This window comes from Pseudomonas sp. NPDC089530 (assembly GCF_050280705.1).
Taxonomy (GTDB): Bacteria; Pseudomonadota; Gammaproteobacteria; order Pseudomonadales; family Pseudomonadaceae; genus Aquipseudomonas.
On the sequence record NZ_JBNNVU010000108.1, the window covers coordinates 1 to 16298 of the forward strand.

The 16298-nt window shown below is 61.1% G+C and carries 12 protein-coding genes and 1 pseudogene; 8 read left to right on the forward strand and 5 right to left on the reverse strand.

Annotated elements, in window-relative coordinates; genetic code table 11:
• Window positions 1-71 precede the first annotated feature (71 nt).
• The 7 genes and pseudogenes from ACQKQA_RS26535 to ACQKQA_RS26565 all read left to right on the forward strand — a co-directional run.
• A pseudogene (locus ACQKQA_RS26535) lies at window positions 72-641 on the forward strand (glycine--tRNA ligase subunit alpha); the annotation flags it as partial.
• Window positions 638-2692, forward strand: a complete 2055-nt coding sequence (gene glyS, locus ACQKQA_RS26540) for a glycine--tRNA ligase subunit beta (RefSeq protein WP_427564042.1) — start codon at window positions 638-640, stop codon at window positions 2690-2692. The pseudogene ACQKQA_RS26535 and the gene glyS, both read left to right, overlap by 4 nt.
• The gene (gene gmhB, locus ACQKQA_RS26545; protein ID WP_427564044.1) at window positions 2692-3231 is read left to right on the forward strand and encodes a D-glycero-beta-D-manno-heptose 1,7-bisphosphate 7-phosphatase; all 540 of its coding nucleotides are present in this window, start codon (window positions 2692-2694) and stop codon (window positions 3229-3231) included. Before glyS ends, gmhB begins: the two co-directional genes overlap by 1 nt.
• A gap of 83 nt (window positions 3232-3314) precedes the next feature.
• Window positions 3315-4085 (forward strand): lysophospholipid acyltransferase family protein, encoded by a 771-nt coding sequence (locus ACQKQA_RS26550; protein ID WP_427564060.1) that lies wholly within the window; start codon window positions 3315-3317, stop codon window positions 4083-4085.
• A 740-nt stretch (window positions 4086-4825) separates the two neighbouring features.
• The gene (locus tag ACQKQA_RS26555) at window positions 4826-5293 is read left to right on the forward strand and encodes a hypothetical protein (RefSeq protein WP_427564045.1); all 468 of its coding nucleotides are present in this window, start codon (window positions 4826-4828) and stop codon (window positions 5291-5293) included.
• Between the two features lie 2 nt (window positions 5294-5295).
• Entirely contained in the window at window positions 5296-6906 is a 1611-nt protein-coding gene (locus ACQKQA_RS26560) for a GMC oxidoreductase (RefSeq protein ID WP_427564047.1), read from the forward strand.
• Window positions 6903-7967 (forward strand): ferritin-like domain-containing protein, encoded by a 1065-nt coding sequence (locus tag ACQKQA_RS26565; RefSeq protein ID WP_427564049.1) that lies wholly within the window; start codon window positions 6903-6905, stop codon window positions 7965-7967. The genes ACQKQA_RS26560 and ACQKQA_RS26565 overlap by 4 nt, the downstream gene beginning before the upstream one ends.
• Before the next feature lie 60 nt (window positions 7968-8027).
• Here ACQKQA_RS26565 and ACQKQA_RS26570 read toward each other — a convergent pair whose 3' ends face one another.
• From ACQKQA_RS26570 to ACQKQA_RS26585, 4 genes are all read right to left on the reverse strand, one after another.
• Entirely contained in the window at window positions 8028-10340 is a 2313-nt protein-coding gene (locus ACQKQA_RS26570; protein WP_427564051.1) for a CHASE2 domain-containing protein, read from the reverse strand.
• Between the two features lie 18 nt (window positions 10341-10358).
• Window positions 10359-11351, reverse strand: a complete 993-nt coding sequence (locus ACQKQA_RS26575) for a FecR family protein (protein ID WP_427564052.1) — start codon at window positions 11349-11351, stop codon at window positions 10359-10361.
• A 197-nt stretch (window positions 11352-11548) separates the two neighbouring features.
• Entirely contained in the window at window positions 11549-12238 is a 690-nt protein-coding gene (gene aqpZ, locus ACQKQA_RS26580) for an aquaporin Z (RefSeq protein ID WP_427564054.1), read from the reverse strand.
• A gap of 303 nt (window positions 12239-12541) precedes the next feature.
• Window positions 12542-12817 carry a hypothetical protein gene (locus ACQKQA_RS26585; RefSeq protein ID WP_427564056.1) on the reverse strand — a complete coding sequence of 92 codons (276 nt, stop codon included), beginning with the start codon at window positions 12815-12817 and terminating at the stop codon, window positions 12542-12544.
• A gap of 234 nt (window positions 12818-13051) precedes the next feature.
• On the opposite strand from ACQKQA_RS26585, the gene ACQKQA_RS26590 reads away from it, so the two are divergent.
• Complete coding sequence (locus ACQKQA_RS26590; RefSeq protein ID WP_427564058.1) at window positions 13052-13768, forward strand: response regulator transcription factor; 717 nt, start codon at window positions 13052-13054, stop codon at window positions 13766-13768.
• A 77-nt stretch (window positions 13769-13845) separates the two neighbouring features.
• Here the strand turns inward: ACQKQA_RS26590 and gyrB are convergent, their stop codons facing one another.
• Window positions 13846-16263, reverse strand: coding sequence for a DNA topoisomerase (ATP-hydrolyzing) subunit B (gyrB, locus tag ACQKQA_RS26595; protein WP_427564062.1), 2418 nt, complete (start codon window positions 16261-16263; stop codon window positions 13846-13848).
• Between the last annotated feature and the right edge of the window lie 35 nt (window positions 16264-16298).

A 16298-nucleotide genomic window follows, 5' to 3' on the forward strand; every position in this document is an offset into this window, starting at 1 on the left:
TACTGATCCAGAATGATTTGACCCCAAAAAATAGATATCAACCTACTGCTACAAAATTCAGGGAGAAAAATGGGGCCTGGGGCCTGGGCTGGGAAGTCTGGCTCAACGGCATGGAAGTGACTCAGTTCACCTACTTCCAGCAGGCCGGTGGCATCGAGTGCTACCCGGTGACCGGCGAGATCACCTATGGCCTGGAACGCCTGGCCATGTACCTGCAGGGCGTGGACTCGGTCTACGACCTGGTCTGGGCCGACGGTCCGTTCGGCAAGGTCACCTACGGCGACGTGTTCCACCAGAACGAAGTGGAGCAGTCGACCTACAACTTCGAACACGCCAACGTCGAGAAGCTGTTCGAACTGTTCGATTTCTATGAAAGCGAAGCCAAGCGCCTGATCGAACTGGATCAGCCGCTGCCGTTGCCGAGCTATGAAATGGTCCTCAAGGCCTCGCACACCTTCAACCTGCTGGATGCCCGTCGCGCGATTTCCGTGACCGCGCGTCAGCAGTACATCCTGCGTGTGCGCACCCTGGCGCGTTCCGTCGCGCAAGCCTACCTGCTGGCCCGCGCCAAGCTGGGCTTCCCGATGGCAACCCCGGACCTGCGTGATGAAGTGTTGGCTAAGTTGGAGGCGGCACAATGAGTGCGCAAGATTTTCTGGTTGAACTGGGCACTGAAGAACTGCCACCCAAAGCACTGAACACCCTGGCCGAAGCCTTCCTGAGCGGTATCGAAAAAGGCCTGCAGGCCGCCGGCCTGAACTTCGAAGCCAAGCATGTCTACGCCGCTCCGCGCCGCCTGGCGGTGATGATCCGCGGGCTGGCCACCCAGCAGCCGGATCGCAGCATCAACCTCGACGGCCCGCCACGCCAGGCCGCCTTCGACGCCGAAGGCAACCCGACCCAGGCCGCCCTGGGCTTCGCCAAGAAATGTGGCGTGGACCTGAGCGAAATCGACCAGAGCGGACCGAAGCTGCGCTACAGCCAGAGCATCAAGGGCAAGCCGACCGCCAGCCTGCTGCCGACCATCGTCGAAGACTCGCTGAACGACCTGCCGATTCCGAAACGCATGCGTTGGGCCGCGCGCAAGGAAGAGTTCGTGCGTCCGACCCAATGGCTGGTGATGCTGCTGGGCGATGAAGTCATCGACTGCACCATCCTCGCCCAGAAAGCCGGTCGCGACTCCCGCGGCCATCGCTTCCATCACCCGCAGAGCGTGCGCATCACCTCGCCGGCCAACTACCTGGACGACCTGCGTGCCGCCTACGTGCTGGCCGACGCCAACGAGCGTCGCGAGCTGATCAGCAAGCGCACCGAAGAGCTGGCGCGCATGCAGGAAGGCACCGCCATCGTGCCGGCCGACCTGCTGGACGAAGTGACCGCCCTGGTGGAATGGCCAGTGCCGCTGGTGTGCTCGTTCGAGGAGCGTTTCCTCGAAGTGCCCCAGGAGGCCCTGATCACCACCATGCAGGACAACCAGAAGTACTTCTGCCTGCTGGACGTCGACGGCAAGCTGCTGCCGCGCTTCATCACCGTGGCCAACATCGAAAGCAAGGACCCGCGCCAGATCATCGAGGGTAACGAGAAAGTCGTGCGCCCACGCCTGACCGACGCCGAGTTCTTCTTCAAGCAGGACAAGAAGCAGAAGCTCGAAGACTTCAACCAGCGCCTGCAGAACGTGGTGTTCCAGGAGAAGCTGGGCAGCGTCTACGACAAGGCCGAGCGCGTCTCGAAACTGGCTGCCTTCATCGCCCCGCACATCGGCGGCGACGCCCAGCGCGCAGCCCGTGCCGGCATCCTGTCCAAGTGCGACCTGGCCACCGAAATGGTCGGCGAGTTCCCGGAAATGCAAGGCATCGCCGGTTACTACTACGCCCTCAATGACGGCGAGCCGGAAGACGTCGCCCTGGCGCTGAACGAGCAGTACATGCCGCGCGGTGCCGGCGCCGAACTGCCAAGCACCCTCACCGGTGCCGCCGTGGCCATCGCCGACAAGCTCGACACCCTGGTCGGCATCTTCGGCATCGGCATGCTGCCAACCGGCAGCAAGGACCCCTACGCCCTGCGTCGTGCCGCCCTGGGCGTGCTGCGCATCCTGATCGACAAGAAGCTCGACCTGGACCTGACCGATGCCGTGGCTTTCGCCGTCGCTGCGTTCGGCACCAAGGTCAAGGCCGCCGGCCTGGCCGACCAGGTGCTGGAGTTCATCTTCGACCGTCTGCGTGCCCGTTACGAAGACGAAGGCGTGGATGTCGCCACCTACCTGTCGGTCCGTGCCCTGAAGCCGGGTTCGGCCCTGGACTTCGACCAGCGCGTACAGGCCGTGCAGGCCTTCCGCAAGCTGCCGGAAGCCGAGGCACTGGCGGCCGTGAACAAGCGCGTGTCGAACCTGATCAGCAAAGCCGAGCCGACCATCTTCACCGATGTCGATCCAGGCCTGTTCGCCGACGCCAAGGAGTTCTCGCTCAACTCGGCCATCGTCAAAGCGGAAAACGCGGTCAAGCCATTGATGGCCCAGCGTGACTACGCCGAGGCCCTGGCGCGCCTGGCCAGCCTGCGCGAGCCGGTAGACGCCTTCTTCGAAGCCGTGATGGTCAATGCCGACGACCTCGGCGTGCGCAAGAACCGCTACGCCATGCTGGCGCGCCTGCGTGGCCTGTTCCTCAACATTGCCGATATTTCCGTACTGAGCTGATGACGTTGAAACTGCTGATTCTCGATCGGGACGGGGTGATCAATCACGACTCCGACGCTTACATCAAATCGGTGGAGGAGTGGATTCCGCTCCCCGGCTCGATCGAAGCCATCGCGCAGTTGAGCAAGGCCGGCTGGACGGTAGCGGTCGCTACCAATCAGTCGGGCATCGCTCGCGGTTACTACGATGTCGCCACCCTCGAGGCCATGCACCAGCGCCTGCGCGCCCTGGTGGCCGAGCAGGGCGGCGAACTCGGCCTCATCGTCTACTGCCCCCATGGCCCGGACGAAGGCTGCGATTGCCGCAAACCCAAGCCCGGCATGTTGCAGACCATTGCCCGGCACTACCGGGTGGACCTCGCGGGTTGTTGGTTTGTGGGCGACAGTCTCGGTGACCTGGAAGCCGCAAAAGCCGTCGATTCTCAGCCAGTTTTGGTAAAGACCGGGAAAGGCGAAAAGACCCTGGGGAAAACCCTACCGGCAGGCACCTTGATTTTTGACGACCTGGCGGCAGTTGCCGCTGAACTTATCCACAATTAGAGCTCTTCCGACATCCTGGCCAGGGACTGTTCGGGGGTGCGCTTTTTCAGAGGCGGGCAATGCCCGCAACGGTAAACGCCGCTATGTCGATCGTGCAGGCAATCAGAACCTTCTTCTTTTACCTGCTGCTGGGCACCAGTTCGTTGCTGTGGTGCTCCCTGAGCTTTTTTATCGCGCCCTTTCTGCCGTTCAAGGCGCGCTATCGCTTCATCAACGTCTATTGGTGCCGCTGCGCATTGTGGCTGGCCAAGGTGTTTCTCAAGATCAACGTGGAAGTGAAGGGCGCGGAAAACATCCCTGAACGACCTTGCGTGATCGTCTCGAACCACCAGAGCACCTGGGAGACGTTCTTTCTCTCGGCCTATTTCTCACCCCTGAGCCAAGTGCTCAAGCGTGAACTGCTGTACGTGCCGTTCTTCGGCTGGGCCATGGCCATGCTGCGCCCGATCGCCATCGACCGTGACAATCCCAAGGCCGCGCTCAAGCAGGTGGCCAGCAAGGGCGACGAGTTGCTCAAGGACAACGTCTGGGTCCTGATCTTCCCGGAAGGCACCCGGGTGCCCTATGGCCAGATCGGCAAGTTCTCCCGCAGCGGCAGCGCCCTGGCGGTCAACGCCGACCTGCCCGTGCTGCCCGTGGCCCACAACGCCGGCAAGTTCTGGCCGAAGACCGGCTGGATCAGGCACCCCGGGACCATCACCGTGATGATCGGCGCGCCAATGCATGCCGAAGGCTCCGGCCCCCGGGCTATCGCCGAGCTCAACGACCGGGTCGCGGCCTGGAACGAACAGGCGCAGCGGGACATGGGGTCGCTGCCTCCGGTCGCGGCGGCGCCGGACAAAATGGCGGGCTGAGTTTCTGTGGATAACCTGTGTACCGTTTCCCTGAAATCTGTCGTATTTATTAACTAGGCTTATGATTTATATAGATATTTCCTAACCTCATAAAACCTTGGAAAACGTGCATAAGTTTTTATGACGACCGTGCTTTCCCCTCACCAAAGGGTTTGAAAGCAGCAGCTGATCCAACCGGAACCCATGCCCCGACCCTGTCGGGGCATTTTTTTTGAGGGTCAGAGGGCCATCCGCCAAACCCGGGGCCCGTTCGTCAACACCTGAACATTCAAACGCCGACCCCAAGACCACTCACCAAACGCTGGTACAGAATGCCCGGCGGTTTATCCAGCGCCGATGTACGGTAAACAATCATCTACGGATTGATTTCGGACTAACAAGCATCTTGCTAAACGCTGTTGGCTCTTAACTATCAAAAGTGCTTCTCATTCAACTTATTATTGAAAAATACGCTTCTTGCGTTCTTACCTGACTCTGCTAGATATAACTAAGCATGATGAATGGATGCCATACTTTTCAAGGATGAACTAAAGTGCGCACCACTGTCGCTCGCGATATTGTCGTTACGTTCCTCTTGGCTCCATACATCGGTCGATATGCTCTTCGACAACTTCCCCCTGTAGCCTGCCAAACCCGGCGGGTTCCTCCCTGATCCGTCGATACGCCAGCCAGGCTGCCCTGAAACAGGCTCGCCCAATAATGCCTAACTTCCTTCAGTCACTCCTGTCAGGAGTTGTCTCATGTACCAGAAGCCAGCACAGCATCCGCTGAGTGAAACAGTAACCTTTATTGATGAGCAGGTATTTTCCGCCATGTGGGAACTGTTCGTTCATATCGGCAAGTATTGGAAAAATATGGAAGATCCATCGCCCTTCAGATCACAACTTTATAGTTTCATGCTTAATCGGATAAAACTTCGCCCTCTATACAGCGAATACTATTCATCTGCGATGAAAGTCATGTCATCACTTATCGAAGAGCTGGGTGAAGACGAGGCCTATGCCTTTTTATTCACTGACCCTGACGCGGCAAAAGTTCCCCCTGAAACAGCCATCGCCCTCACGCGTCAGGCCGTGGCCAACGAGTTCATGGCGTTACAGCTATCCCTGGGCGGATTCAAGGCGTTCGGTGCGCTCAACTACTGCGGCTACATCGGTGGCGCCAACATCCCCGGCCAGCCGGCTCCTTATCGTACATTCGAGGACTGACCATGAACGTGGAAACGCTGATCATTGGTTCCGGCATCGCAGCGGCCGCCTTGGCACAACGCTTGCTCGCAAAAGACCCCAATGCCTCGATCCTGATCCTGGAGGCTGGGCGCAAGGTCAAAATGAAGGACGCCGCGATTTGGCAGGATTACATCGTGTCCGGCAAGCTTCCTTACACCCGGTATTACGATCAACCCTATCCCGAACGCGACCAGGAAGGAGAGAACATCAGCGCCGGCAGGACCGTCGTGCCCCTCGAGGGTGCCCGGGTGACAGCCTATGGCGGATCGACCATGCACTGGGGGGGGTGGTCGTTTCGCCTCAAGCCCGAAGACTTCGCCTTGCACACCAACACCGGTCACAGCATCGACTGGCCTTTCGACTATCAGGAACTGGAACCTTATTACGGTCAGGCCGAGCACTATATCGGTGTGGCGGGGGACTCCCACGATCCGACCGTGCCGCGCAGTTGTGCCTATCCATTCGCGGCCTTCCCCTACACCCTTGAAGACCAACCTACCGCCCAGGCGATGGCGAACCTGGGGATGGCCTATTCACATTTGCCCATCGCCCGGCACGGCATATCCGACACGCTCTCCACTCACGCACCTTGCCAGACCACCGGGACCTGCAAGTACTGCCCTTTCGGCGCTCGTTACAGCGCCAATAACTTCCTCGATGATCTGCAAGACTGGGGCAACTACCCCAACCTCGAAATTCGGCTCAACAGCATCGTTCAACAGATCACCGTGGCAAACCGGCAATCCGCATCTGGGGTGATCTACAAAGACGAGACCGGGGCACTGGTCAATGTCGAGGCACAACGGGTGGTCGTCGCTGCCGGTACGCTGGAATCGGCCAAACTGCTTCTACGCTCCACGTCCCCGTACTGGAGAAACGGCATAGGCAATCAACATGATCTGGTGGGGCGAAACATCATCACCCACCCCTACTTCATGTTCAGCGCGACCTTGCCCGGCAACCCGGCACAGCTGCAGCCGGAAATGAACTTTCCCACCTTGTGCTCACGGCACTTCGACAGCCCCGCACAGCAGGAAAAAGGCAAATTCCTGCTGCTCAACTCCCCCAGTTCTCCGTCCGTCAATCTGCTAAGCAAAATGCAGAAAGGTGTCGGTCGGGAAGACATGGACCAGTACGTTGCAGGCCCTACCCAGGTACAGATTCATGGGATGGTGGAAATCTTCAGCGAATGGCACAACCGCATTACCAATCTCGAAAGACTCAACCACATGGGCATGCAGGAAACCTGTGTCGATTTCAGCCAGGCCGACGGTTTCAACTCCCGCATGCACGATATCCAGACTCACGTGGAACAGATCTTCGAAGCCATGGGCGCAACACCGGTGGCTAAATCGACGATTTCCTGGCGTGCCGATCATGCGGCTTGCACCCTGCGAATGAGCCAGGACGAGACCCTGGGCGTAACCGACGAACAGTTGAAGGTGCACGGCATGGACAACCTGTACGTCTGCTCCAATGCCGTGTTTCCCTCCACCGGCGCCATCAACCCGACCTTGACCTTGACCGCTCTGGCGCTCCGCCTGGGGGATCACCTGAACGCCCACACTGCCTCTAAAGGAGGAAAGTCATGAGCCTGGAACAACAGAAAGCGCAGATTTTCCCCCTGCTGCAAACGGCGATGGAACTTGAACTCTCGACGATCCCGCCTTATCTCACCGCGCTATTGAGCCTCAAGCGGGAAAAGAATCGAGTCAGCGCCAACCTGATTCGCAGTGTGATGATGGAGGAAATGCTGCACATGGTGCTGGTGGGAAACCTGGTATCGAGCCTGGGCGGCAAAATCAGCCTGGGGCCAGACAACATTCCCGGTTATCCGTTGCGGATGGAATTCGAGGGCAAGGCCTTCAAGGATCGCAAGTTCGACGTCGACCTCGCCGCGTTTTCAGCCGAGTCCATTCAGACCTTCCTGCAGATCGAACTCCCTGCCGACCTGGCGCGTCGTGAGCGGCTGCTGACGCAGGAGAGAATCGCCATACCGGAGCTGACGATCGGCGATTTTTACCAAAGCATCATCACCATGCTCGAAACGCTCTGCGCAACCTACCCGCCATCGCAGGTGTTCTGTGGCGACCCGGGCAAACAGATCAACGAACAGTTCTACTGGGGAGGAGCGGGGAAACCGATCGTCATTACCGGCATGGACACCGCCAGGGAGGCGCTGCAAACGATCATCGAGCAAGGGGAGGGCGCAGACATGTCGGTGTTCGACCTGGACCTGCACTACTTTGACCAGCCCGAAGAAGTCGCCCACTACTTCCGTTTCAAGGAAATCGCCGAAGGTCGTCGCTACCGGCCGGGTGACAAACCCTCGGAGCCGCCAAGTGGTGAACGATTCGAGGTCGACTACAACGCCGTTTTCCCGATCATTCGTAACCCCAAGCACAGCGACTATCCTGCTGGCTCGCGCCTGGCCCACCTCAACAGGTCGTTCAATCAGCAGTACTCTTTGATGCTCCAGCAGTTGGAACAGGCCTTCAATGGACACCCGGCCGTGCTCTACGACGCGATCATCAACGGCATGCACGGCTTTACGCCCATAGCCCAGGAAATGATGGAAACCCCGATCAGCGACAAGACCGATGCACGCCATGGCGCGCCAAGCTTCGAATGGATCAGCCCGCCTACCTCCTAGGCAGAACGGGCGCTGCATGAGGAAAAGGCCAACGCACCCTGCGTTGGCCTTTTCATTGAATCACTCTTCCAGCAACGGCAGTTGCAGGCTGAAGGTGGTGCCGTGCCCCACCACGCTCTTACAGACAATCCGGCCCTCGTGCCGGTCGACCACCGCCTTGACCATCGACAAGCCGAGCCCCAGGCCTTCGCTGCCCTGGGCCGAGGCAAAGCGCTGGTACTGCACGAACAGCTGCGGCAGATCGTCGTCGGCGATGCCTTGGCCCTGGTCGCTGATATCGCAGGTCAACCAGCCTTGGGCACAGGCGACCTGCACCCGCACGGTGGAGCCCGCGGGGCTGTACTTGATGGCGTTCTCCAGCAGGTTGAACAGAGCCCGGGTCAGCAGGGACTGGTCGGCCAGGACCATCCCTTCCGCCTCGTCGTCAAGGTCATGCACCAGCTGGATGTTTTTCAGCTGGGCGATGGTCGTGGCCTGGTCGAAGGCGTCCAGCACCAGCATGGCGAACATGCTCGGCTGGAACTGGTAGGCCTCGGATTCGGCTTTCGCCAGTTGCACGAAGGCCTCGGTGAGCCCCAGGGCGCGGCGCACCTGCAGTTCGATCTGGCCGTAGATCTGTGTGTCGCCGGAACCCTCGTGCCGCTGCACATCGAGCAAGGCCAGGATCGCCGAATGCGGTGCGCGCAGGTCATGGGACAGGAAGCGCAGCAGGGTCGCCCGCTGCTGCTCGGCATCCCGCTCGAGGCTCAGGTCGGTGAGGCTCAGCAGCCAGCCGATCGGCGTTTCGCTGTCGATCGGCAGCAGGGGCGCCAGGTCCACGCGCAGGCTGCGCTGTTCGACATCGCGAAACTCCAGGGCCTGTAGCTGGGACAGGGCAGGGCGCTGCCCGTCCTGCAAACCGGGATAACCCAGGCCGGCCAGTTGCCGAACCAGGTCCTCGCCGATCAGGGCGTTGCCGAACACTTCGCGGGCGTTGCGGTTGGCCAGCAGCACGCGTCCGTCCGGATCGCTGATCAGGGTAGCCACCGGCAGGTATTCCAGGCCATCGGCAATGAACCGACGGGTATCGCGGGTGCGGCTCAGGGCCTGTTCCAGCGCCACGATCTGCCCTTGCAGCACATCCCCGGCGGGAGCCTGGGTACGCCGGCGCTCGGGCAAGACCTTCGGCTCGCTGTCCAGGCGCGCCAGCTCCCAGCCGAAGTAGGCCAGGATCACGCTCAGGCGCCGCCAGTTCCAGATCAGGTAGGCCAGCAGCATCCCCAGCAGGCTGGCGACCGGCGGCCACCACAGCCCCAGGCGCAACAGCCCGGCCGAACCGAGCAGGGCCACCGCCATGCAGCCCAGGGTCAGCCACAAGGCATGCCGTGGCCGTACCAGCAGCAAGCCCAGCAGGGCCGCCACCAGCAGCACCGACAGCGCCGCCGCCGGCCATTGCCCCAGAGCCACGATGCTGCGCTGCTGCAATAGGCCGTTGAGCAGGTTGGCCTGGATCTCGACACCCGGAGTGGTCCCGACGCTGGCCGACTGCGGGGTGACATAACGGTCGCCCAGGCCCGGCGCGGTGGTGCCGATCAGGATCAGCCGGTCATGCAACAGCTGCGGCGGGACTTCGCCGCGCAACACGCTGACATAGGGAACACTGGGAAACCCGGCCTGGGGGCTGATGAAAGGGATGCGTATTTCATTGCTGCGCAGCCAGCCCTGGGCGATCTGCGCGGTGTCCGAGCCCGGCATCGTCAAGCGGCTATCCGCCGGGTGTGCCTGTTGATAAAGCAGCCAGGCCAATTGCGCCTTGGGCGCCTGCGGCGGACCTTCGCGCAGATAGACGCTGCGCACCGTACCGTCGGCGTCGGCTTCGGCATTGATATGCCCGACCGCCTTGGCGCACTGGCTCAACGACGACACCGGGGCGATCTCGCCCAGCGGTTGGCCGTAGCGGGCCACGCTCTCGCGCAGCAGCGGCAGGAATACGTTCCCGCCATGGCAAACCGCTTGGGCCAGGCGTTGATCGTTCGCGGGGACACTGTCGGGTTCGCTGAAGATCACATCGAACAGCACGCCCTGGACCTTGGCCGCCGCCAGCCGGTCCAGCAGGTCGGCGTGCACGGTGCGCGGCCAGGGCCACTGGCCCAACTGCTGCAGGCTGTAGTCGTCGATGTTGATCATCAGCAGGCGCGAATCCACCGGCAGCGGGCTGAGCCGCCGCAGGTTGTCGTACAGCAGGTTGTTCAATGCCAAGCCGTGGCTCAGCGCCAACAGCGCGGTCAATGGCAGCAGGACCAGACTGACCCAGGCCCATTCCCGCACCAGACCGCTAAACAGTCGCTGGGCTTGCGTCGACTCCCGGCCCTCGGGTCGGCGCCAGCGCCTCACCGACTAATCACCGCGCGCTTACTGAACACGCGTGGTCCTGGGGTAATAGAAAATGTCATAGACCCCCGTCTCTCCCTCGAGGCCCTGCTCGTCGAAAGCAGAAAGGCGGACGTGATAGAAAAAGGCTTCCAGGCCGCTGAAATTGACTTCCGGCGTGCTGGAGAACTGTTCCTGCTTGATATTGAGGAACGCCGTGTCGGTCGCCACCTGGGCGCGATAGCGCTTGGCCCCCGGCAACGGCTTCATGATCAGTTGCCAGACCGGCAGCTCCCCGGTCCGTCCCGCCTGGCCCAGCAGTTGCGGCGCGGGCAGCAGGTCGACCGGCTTCAGCGGGCCTTCCTTCTGGATGCGTAAACCTTGGCGCCCCATGACCTGGACCTCGCCGGCCACCGGACCGACCGGTTTATCCACAGGGCGCTTTTTGCCCCGGGGCTTTTTTGCCGCCCGGGTTTCAGCGTCCTCGCGGTTGACCGCGACCTGGCCGTTGAGCACTTCCACCAGCGAGTGCTGATCGTCGTTGCGCACCCGGAAGTGTGTGCCGCGCACCCCCAGCACGCCGGTCGGCGTGACGATCTGGAAGCGGTCGTAATCGCTCGGGCGCTTGACCACATAGGATTCGATCTGCCCCTGTTCGAGCGCGAGCTGTGGGATCGCATGCTCTTCATTCAGGTGCAGGGTGATCTGCGAACTGGAAGGCAGCACCACCAGCGAACCGTCGCCCAGGGACAGGCTGACAAAGGCCGAAGGCGAGGTCTTCACCCCTTCGAGTTCATCGACGCTCATGCCTTCTTCCAGGGGGATCTGGTTACCTTTGGTATCCAGCTTCCAGGCTTCGCCCGTGAGGTGCTCGACCGTCGCCGGCAGCGGCTGGCCGCGGCATTGCTGGTTGTCGTCGATGTAGGGAGGGCGCTTGGGGGCCGCAATGGCAGCCTGCGCGGTGGAAAAGGCCATTGCGCTGCCGAGAAGAAACGACGCGAGCAAGGCCCGGTGGCGGAGGTGCAAGGAAGTCATGGGTTCATGGGGTCCGTAGTCGCGCTCTTCTGAAGTCCGTGCCATTAGAACTGCATTATTGGCGTTCTGGCCATACCTCTCGAACAAGGCGGGCCAGGGTCATTCCTTACAGGACAAACAGCACAACCGCTGGAAAGCGGCTGTGCTGTTCGAGGGCATCGCTGGCTGGAGGCGAATCCGCCCTGCAGCCGTCCGGGTCAGTCCCGCTCGCTGGAGATCAACCGATAAGCCAGCGCGCCCAGGCCAGCGCCCAACAGGGGAGCGACCCAGAACAGCCACAGCTGGGACACCGCCCACTCGCCGGCGAAAAAGGCCACCGCGGTACTGCGGGCCGGGTTGACCGAGGTGTTGGTGACCGGAATGCTGATCAGGTGGATCAGGGTCAGCGCCAGGCCGATGGCGATGGGGGCGAAGCCGGCGGATGCACGCTTGGCGGTGGCACCCAGGATGATCAGGAGGAACATCGCCGTGAGCACGACCTCGGTCAGCAGCGCGGCGAACATCGAGTAACCGCTTGGCGAGTGTTCGCCATAACCGTTGGCCGCGAAGCCTGCCGACGCGTCGAAGCCGGCCTTGCCGGAAGCGATCAGGTACAGCACGCCACCGGCGGCGAGGCCACCGAGCACCTGGGCGACGATGTAAGGCAACAGCCGGCTGCCGGGGAAACGCCCGCTCAACCACAAGCCAACCGAAACCGCGGGGTTGAAATGCCCGCCGGAAATCGGGCCGACAGCGTAAGCCATGGTCAGGACCGTCAGGCCAAAGGCCAGGGCCACACCCAGATAACCGATCCCGAACTGCGGAACGCCGGCCGCCAGCACGGCGCTCCCGCATCCGCCCAGGACCAACCAGAACGTACCGAAAAATTCAGCGCCGAATGTTTTCATCAGAGGCCTTCACAGATAGAAATGAGGGATTGTGGTTTGGCTGGCGGCGCCGTGGGGCCGCGCGGGAGAGGAGGGATGACACATCCCTGTGTCGGAGCATTACGTCCTGAGGAGGCACTCCTTGTATTCCCCTGTACTGCAACCCGGAGACAAGCTCCGGCCTGACGCCCGCCAATCCGGCGGATGACACTCCCTGTGTCGGAGCACTTCCGATTGCCCCTGTGTGCCACTCAGCGACTATGAATGTACCGGCACGTCGTGCGGACCGGGCCGGTTTGCAATATTTCTTCAGAATTGTCTGATTCAGAACACCCAACGCTGCTGCTCCTGCCGCACCACGGGCTGTGCCATCTGTGGCGCGCTGATGGGGGCGAACCCTTGGGAATCGCTGAAGCCGATAGGCGTCACCGACGGGCTGAAATAGCGTTGCACCGGCAGGGCATAGTCCGAGGACGGCAGCGCGGGTGGTTCCGCGGTCGAGCCCAGGCTCAGGCAAGCCGCGAGCATCAGTGTGGCCAATCGAGCCTGGTCCGCTGCCTGCAACAGGCTCGCCCCCAGCAGCCGTCCCTTCCCCAGCATATTCCCCATGGTCCTTTTCCTTGCACGTTCGAGCCGGTATCGTTCTGCAACGAGTGCAGGCCGGGACAGTGCTCCTGTCGGCTACCGGCGATATGACATCAGCGTACCGAGCAAAGGTATGAGTCAGAGCAATTCGCCACAATTGTTCAGATTCGTCCTAACGGCCTAAACTCAGCGCCAGAAGGCCTCAAGAACAGCCTCTGCACTCTCTCGCGATAAAAGGAACTGCCCCGCATGCGTGTCGCAATACTGGATGACGAGCCCGCCGAGCTGGCGCGGGTGGAACAGACACTGCGACAGATCCCCGGCCCCGGGGAACAGCCTTGGACGCTGCACAGCTTCGAGCGTGGCGAGGATCTGCTGCGGCAGCTGCGGCGCGAAACCTTCGACCTGCTGATTCTCGACTGGCAACTGCCGGACCTCAGCGGCCTGTCATTGCTGCGCTGGACCCGCGAACACATGGAAGCACCACCGGCGGCCATCATGCTCACCAGCCGCGATGCCGAGAGCGATATCGTCCAGGCACTCAACACCGGCGCCGACGACTACGTGAGCAAACCTTTCCGTCCCAACGAACTCAAGGCCCGGGTGACCGCCGTCCTGCGGCGTAATGGCCTGCAGCGTTCGGCGGCGGTCGAGGTGCAAACCTTCAACGACCTGGCCTTCGACGACGCCGAACTGACCGTGACCCGCGCCGGTTGCCCGATCAGCCTTACCGAGCGCGAGTACCGCCTGGCCCGCTGCCTGTTCGCCAACCTGGGGCGGCCGCTGTCCCGGGAGTACCTCTACGAGCGGTTCTGGACCCATGAGGAAATCGTCTCCTCCCGTCCCCTCGACACCCACATCTACCGCCTGCGCAACAAACTGGGGCTGACCGCGGATCGTGGCTGGCAGCTGCTGACCATCTACGGTTATGGCTATCGCCTGGAAAGTGTTGCGACAACCGAGTAGGGCGCCGCTTTATTCCGGGCAATAAAAAAGGCCAACGCTGAGCGTTGGCCTTTTTCATTTTGGCGCTGCAACCCGAATCAGAAGTCCAGGTTGGAGACCGCCAGGGCATTGCTTTCGATGAAATCACGACGAGGCTCGACCGCATCACCCATCAGGGTGTTGAAGATCTGGTCAGCGCCGATGGCGTCTTCGATGGTGACCTTGAGCATGCGGCGCACGGTCGGGTCCATGGTGGTTTCCCACAGCTGATCCGGGTTCATCTCGCCCAGACCTTTGTATCGCTGAATGGTGTGGCGCTTGGTGCTTTCCGCCATCAGCCAGTCCAGGGCTTCCTTGAACTCGGTCACCGCTTTCTTGCGTTCGCCACGCTGCACATAAGCGCCTTCGTCCAGCAGGGTGCTCAATTGAGCGCCGAGGGAAACGACGGTCTTGTAGTCGTTGCTGCCGAAGAAGTCGCGGTTGAAGGTGACGTAACTCGACAGGCCGTGGGAGATCAGTTCGACCTCTGGCAGCCAGACGTTACGTTCACGGTCTTCACGCAGGCTGGCCTTGTAGACCAGGCCCGACTTCTCGGAAGAACGCAGGCGGGCATCGAACTTGGCCAGCCAATCCTGCATCGCCGTGTGATCGGACAGTTGCTCCAGGCTCACGGCCGGCAAGTAGATGAAGTGCTCGGTCAGCTCCTGCGGGTACAGGCGCGACAGACGCTTGAGGGTCTTCATCACCATACGGAAGTCGTTCACCAAGCGCTCCAGCGCCTCGCCGGAAATACCCGGTGCGTCTTCGTTCAGGTGCAGGCTGGCATCTTCCAGGGCCGACTGCGTCATGTACTCTTCCATGGCGTCGTCGTCTTTGATGTATTGCTCTTGCTTGCCTTTCTTGACCTTGTACAGCGGCGGTTGCGCGATGTAGATGTAGCCACGCTCGATCAGCTCCGGCAACTGACGGAAGAAGAAGGTCAGCAGCAGGGTGCGGATGTGCGAACCGTCGACGTCGGCGTCGGTCATGATGATGATGTTGTGATAACGCAGCTTGTCGATGTTGTACTCTTCGCGGCCGATGCCGCAACCGAGTGCGGTGATCAAGGTGCCCACCTCTTGCGAAGAGATCATCTTGTCGAAGCGCGCTTTCTCGACGTTGAGAATCTTGCCCTTGAGCGGCAGGATCGCCTGGGTCTTGCGGTTACGTCCCTGCTTGGCGGAGCCGCCAGCAGAGTCACCTTCCACCAGGTACAGTTCAGAAAGGGCAGGGTCCTTTTCCTGGCAGTCCGCCAGTTTGCCCGGCAGGCCGGCGATATCCAGCGCGCCTTTACGGCGGGTCATCTCACGGGCTTTACGGGCCGCTTCGCGAGCACGGGCGGCGTCGAGCATCTTGCCGACCACCAGCTTGGCTTCGTTCGGGTTCTCCAGCAGGAAGTCGGAGAAGTACTTGCCCATTTCCTGTTCGACTGCGGTCTTCACTTCGGAAGACACCAGCTTGTCCTTGGTCTGGGAGCTGAACTTCGGATCCGGCACCTTCACCGAAATAATCGCGGTCAGGCCTTCCCGGGCATCGTCACCGGTGGTGGCGACTTTGTGCTTCTTCGCCAGGCCTTCCTGCTCGATGTAGTTGTTCAGGTTACGGGTTAACGCCGAACGGAAGCCCACCAGGTGGGTACCGCCGTCGCGCTGCGGAATGTTGTTGGTAAAGCACTGCAGGTTTTCGTTGAAGCTGTCGTTCCACTGCAGGGCGATTTCCACGCCGATGCCGTCTTCACGCTGGATGTTGAAGTGGAACACCTGGTTGACCGCGGTCTTGTTGGTGTTCAGGTACTCAACGAACGCACGCAGGCCGCCTTCGTACTTGAACAGTTCTTCCTTGCCGGTGCGCTCGTCCTTCAGAACGATACCCACGCCGGAGTTGAGGAAGGACAGTTCACGAATGCGCTTGGCCAGGATGTCCCAGCTGAAGTGAATGTTCTTGAAGGTTTCCTTGGAAGCCTTGAAGTGGATCTGGGTACCGGTGGTTTCACTGTCGCCCACGATCGCCATCGGCGCCTGAGGCACACCGTGAACGTAGGTCTGTTCCCAGATCTTGCCGCTGCGGCGAACGGTCAGGACCAGCTCTTCGGACAGGGCGTTCACCACCGACACACCCACACCGTGCAGACCGCCGGAAACCTTATAGGAGTTGTCGTCGAACTTACCACCGGCGTGCAGCACGGTCATGATGACCTCGGCCGCAGAAACGCCTTCTTCTTTATGCACGTCTACCGGGATGCCACGACCGTTGTCACGCACGGTGATGGATTCGTCCGGGTGGATGATGATGCTGATGTCGTCGCAGTGGCCGGCCAGAGCTTCGTCGATCGAGTTATCGACCACCTCGAACACCATATGGTGCAGACCGCTGCCATCGTCGGTGTCACCAATGTACATACCGGGACGTTTGCGTACGGCATCCAAACCTTTCAGCACTTTAATGCTGCTCGAGTCGTAGGTGTTTTCTTCGCTCATGCCTTCACTCCCGATGGTCGGGGGTCTGGGTGATA

Excerpts from the sequence above, each read along its gene's own strand:
- glyS (WP_427564042.1), top strand. The coding sequence starts at position 638 with ATGAGTGCGCAAGATTTTCTGGTTGAACTGGGCACTGAAGAACTGCCA.
- gmhB (WP_427564044.1), top strand. The coding sequence starts at position 2,692 with ATGACGTTGAAACTGCTGATTCTCGATCGGGACGGGGTGATCAATCAC.
- ACQKQA_RS26550 (WP_427564060.1), top strand. The coding sequence starts at position 3,315 with ATGTCGATCGTGCAGGCAATCAGAACCTTCTTCTTTTACCTGCTGCTG.
- ACQKQA_RS26555 (WP_427564045.1), top strand. The coding sequence starts at position 4,826 with ATGTACCAGAAGCCAGCACAGCATCCGCTGAGTGAAACAGTAACCTTT.
- ACQKQA_RS26560 (WP_427564047.1), top strand. The coding sequence starts at position 5,296 with ATGAACGTGGAAACGCTGATCATTGGTTCCGGCATCGCAGCGGCCGCC.
- ACQKQA_RS26565 (WP_427564049.1), top strand. The coding sequence starts at position 6,903 with ATGAGCCTGGAACAACAGAAAGCGCAGATTTTCCCCCTGCTGCAAACG.
- ACQKQA_RS26575 (WP_427564052.1), bottom strand. The coding sequence starts at position 11,351 with ATGACTTCCTTGCACCTCCGCCACCGGGCCTTGCTCGCGTCGTTTCTT.
- aqpZ (WP_427564054.1), bottom strand. The coding sequence starts at position 12,238 with ATGAAAACATTCGGCGCTGAATTTTTCGGTACGTTCTGGTTGGTCCTG.
- ACQKQA_RS26585 (WP_427564056.1), bottom strand. The coding sequence starts at position 12,817 with ATGCTGGGGAAGGGACGGCTGCTGGGGGCGAGCCTGTTGCAGGCAGCG.
- ACQKQA_RS26590 (WP_427564058.1), top strand. The coding sequence starts at position 13,052 with ATGCGTGTCGCAATACTGGATGACGAGCCCGCCGAGCTGGCGCGGGTG.
- gyrB (WP_427564062.1), bottom strand. The coding sequence starts at position 16,263 with ATGAGCGAAGAAAACACCTACGACTCGAGCAGCATTAAAGTGCTGAAA.